The organism is Thermogutta sp. (assembly GCF_014359955.1).
Lineage (GTDB): Bacteria > Planctomycetota > Planctomycetia > Pirellulales > Thermoguttaceae > Thermogutta.
The window spans coordinates 1-2,296 of record NZ_JACIYL010000712.1; the positions used below are offsets into that span (position 1 = coordinate 1).

Sequence of the window (2,296 nt, forward strand, 5' to 3'; positions counted from 1 at the left end):
CGTGGGGCTTGGGGTGGGATTGGAAGAGCGGCCAAGCAGGCAGTCACGCTGGGTTGCCGACTACGACCTCAAGAAATATCCCGGTACTGTTTACGAGGATGGTGTGGCAGCCATCATTGAGACGATCAAGAAAAGCGACTTTCCTGTGACGCTGATCTGCATCGGACCTGTCCAAAACATTGCCGAGGCCCTCAAACGGGACCCAGGAATCAGTCAGAATGCCCGATTCGTCGGGATGCACGGAAGTGTGTACAAGGGATATGGCGGCAGCCCTCAAATTTCGGCCGAATATAACGTCAGGGTGGACCCGAAAGCTCTTCAGGCAGTATTTGCGGCCGACTGGGAAGTCACCATCACCCCGCTGGACACCTGTGGGCTTGTCCATTTGACCGGGGAAAAGTTCCGCCGCGTCTATGAGTGCCCGGATAAATCGGTGCAGGCATTGATGGAAAACTATCAAATCTGGCGTGAAGCAGGTGCGAAAAAGCAACTGCCCCCACCGGACCGCAGCAGCACCCTATATGACACGGTTGCCGTGTATCTCGCGGTGGAAGAAAGTCTCGTGGAAATGGAGACCCTCTCCCTGGTGGTCACTGAGGACGGATTCACCCGAATTGACGCGTCGGGCCGACCCGTCAGGGCAGCGGTTGGCTGGAAAAACATGGAACTTTACGAAGATTGGCTGGTCCAAAGATTGGTGGGAAAATAATTCGCCGACCGTTCGACGCTCGTTCGATTGACACACAAAACAACCGTTCCATTCCTGCGGATACCGCTCCAGCAGGCTAGAAAAATTGGATATTTCAGAAAAGTTTGACAGGAGCCGCAGACGACCTCCGTCCATCAGCTACACATTTTGGCTGGTATTGGGCCGTGCAATTTGCTAGGATGACGGGATCGACGTGGCGCTGGTGTTCGTTTTCTAAACAGTGTGCAAGGAACTAGCGAGGGGTGGCTGCGATGTCGCCGGGAGAACGCACGATGGCGCTGGAACATGTTCGAACGTGGACGTTGGTGTTCGGAGTGGGTGTGGTGGTGGGAATCGTAGCTGCACGATTCTGGCCGCAAACACCTGCCCACGCGGTGGCCACCGATCGGGGACAAAACTTCGCGATCTGTACAGGCCCCGTGGATGCCGGGGTGGAAGCCTTTTTCTTCCTCGATTTTCTCACCGGTCAGTTAAAAGGCGCGGTCCTCTCCAACCAAACGCGGAACTTTCAGACGGTGTATGAGGCCAACGTCTTCGCGGACCTGACGACGGTCATTCAAGCGAAGAATGCCGAGATCGCCCAGGCCAACGCCCAGTTGCGGCGGACTGGCGCACCACCTCGCCCGGAAATCCAGATCCCCCAATCACCTAATTATTTGATGGTCACCGGGGTGGCCGACATTCGCCGCGGACCAAGCGTGGGAGTTCGTCCCGGCCAGACGATGCTCTACGTGGCGGAGACGAACACAGGAATTGTGCTCGTGTACATGGTGCCCTGGTCCCCGGAACGGCACTCCGCGAACCAGCCCTTTGCCACGCCTCTCCAGTTGTGGGCGGCGGAACAATTCAGCTCGGTGGTGCTGAGAACCGAGTGAAACTTCGCATTCGGCCAGCAGAAAGGCGACGGTTTGTCGCACAAGTAGCCGCTGCCGCTGCCCATCGGTATACTTGAAGACGATAGCCCCAGGGGCAAAGTGAGGGGGTCGAAAGCGCCTTTCCGCGATCGCGGAAGGGCAGGTAGTCTTCGCCAGCCGATTGCCCTGCACAGGGAAGATTAGCCTCCCAAGACGCTCGGCTGGCAAAATTGTTGATCCGCCCGCTAGGAATCTCCGGAGAAATCGTATGGATTCTCCCCAGAATACTCCTCAAATCCGCGTGTTGGTCAATGGCGAATGGCAGGACGTCCCTGCCGGAATCACCATCGGGGAACTTCTGCGGCGATGGGGCCTCGCGGAAAAGCCCGTGGCCGTGGAACGTAACCTGCAAGTCGTACCCCGGACACGACATGAGCAAACCACCCTTTCGGAGGGTGACCGTCTCGAGATTGTAACCCTCGTAGGAGGAGGTTGATCGTCGCTATCATGGTTTCCACGCAAATTGATACTCCGCTCGACACCCCTTTACGGATCGGTTCCCACGTGTTCACCAGCCGACTCATCGTGGGAACAGGGAAGTACAGTTCTTTCGAGGTGATGCAGCAGGCGCTCGAGTTATCGGGCACCCAATGCATAACAGTGGCAGTTCGTCGCGAACGCCTGTTTGACCAGCAAGGGCGAAATATCCTGGATTTTATTGACACCAAGCGGT

3 protein-coding genes and 1 pseudogene are annotated in these 2,296 nt (G+C 56.9%); all 4 read left to right on the plus strand.

From position 1 onward, the window contains the following. Positions 1 to 709: nucleoside hydrolase (locus H5U08_RS16140; RefSeq protein ID WP_297035383.1), on the plus strand; the 709-nt coding region annotated here is incomplete at its 5' end. A 272-nt stretch (positions 710 to 981) separates the two neighbouring features. Further along, positions 982 to 1,584 (plus strand): hypothetical protein, encoded by a 603-nt coding sequence (locus H5U08_RS16145; protein WP_297035386.1) that lies wholly within the window; start codon positions 982 to 984, stop codon positions 1,582 to 1,584. A gap of 247 nt (positions 1,585 to 1,831) precedes the next feature. Further along, positions 1,832 to 2,059 carry a sulfur carrier protein ThiS gene (gene thiS / locus H5U08_RS16150; RefSeq protein WP_297035387.1) on the plus strand — a complete coding sequence of 76 codons (228 nt, stop codon included), beginning with the start codon at positions 1,832 to 1,834 and terminating at the stop codon, positions 2,057 to 2,059. Between the two features lie 11 nt (positions 2,060 to 2,070). Further along, positions 2,071 to 2,296, plus strand: a pseudogene (locus H5U08_RS16155) (thiazole synthase); the annotation flags it as partial.

What these genes read in the sequence shown, in the direction of transcription:
- H5U08_RS16145 (WP_297035386.1), top strand. Translation starts at nt 982, where the DNA reads ATGGCGCTGGAACATGTTCGAACGTGGACGTTGGTGTTCGGAGTGGGT.
- thiS (WP_297035387.1), top strand. Translation starts at nt 1,832, where the DNA reads ATGGATTCTCCCCAGAATACTCCTCAAATCCGCGTGTTGGTCAATGGC.